1 protein-coding gene and 1 pseudogene are annotated in these 361 nt (G+C 69.9%); both read right to left on the minus strand.

What is annotated here, in order from left to right:
• Positions 1-193 (minus strand): alkaline phosphatase PhoX (locus BFF77_RS37610; protein ID WP_245704059.1); only part of this gene is annotated, 193 nt, incomplete at both ends.
• A gap of 2 nt (positions 194-195) precedes the next feature.
• Positions 196-361, minus strand: a pseudogene (locus BFF77_RS37615) (Tat pathway signal sequence domain protein); the annotation flags it as partial.

Genomic DNA, 361 nt, shown 5'->3' on the forward strand with positions numbered 1-361 from the left:
AGCATGATGCCCGGCTCCTGGATGTTGGCGAACAGCGTGCGGCCGTCGGGCGAGAACACGACCCCCGTGAACTCGCTGTCGTTGAGGTCGTTGCGGGCGATCGGATAGGTGCGTCCGCGCTCGGTGGCGCCGAAGAGATGCTGGACGCCCTCGCCGTCCTCGGCGATGACCAGCCCGCCGTACGGTGAGACGGNNAGGAGACGATGTACGCGCCGCCGTCCGCCCACCACATGCCCTCCAGCTTCCTGGCACGGGTGACGTCCTCGCCCTCGAACTGCTCGCGCACGTCGACGGTCCTGGCGTCCCGGTCGGGCACGTCCACCCAGTCCACGCCGTAGACGGTGCCGAGCTTCGCGGCGCG

This window comes from Streptomyces lushanensis, from assembly GCF_001700515.1.
In the GTDB taxonomy this organism is placed as follows: domain Bacteria; phylum Actinomycetota; class Actinomycetes; order Streptomycetales; family Streptomycetaceae; genus Streptomyces; species Streptomyces lushanensis.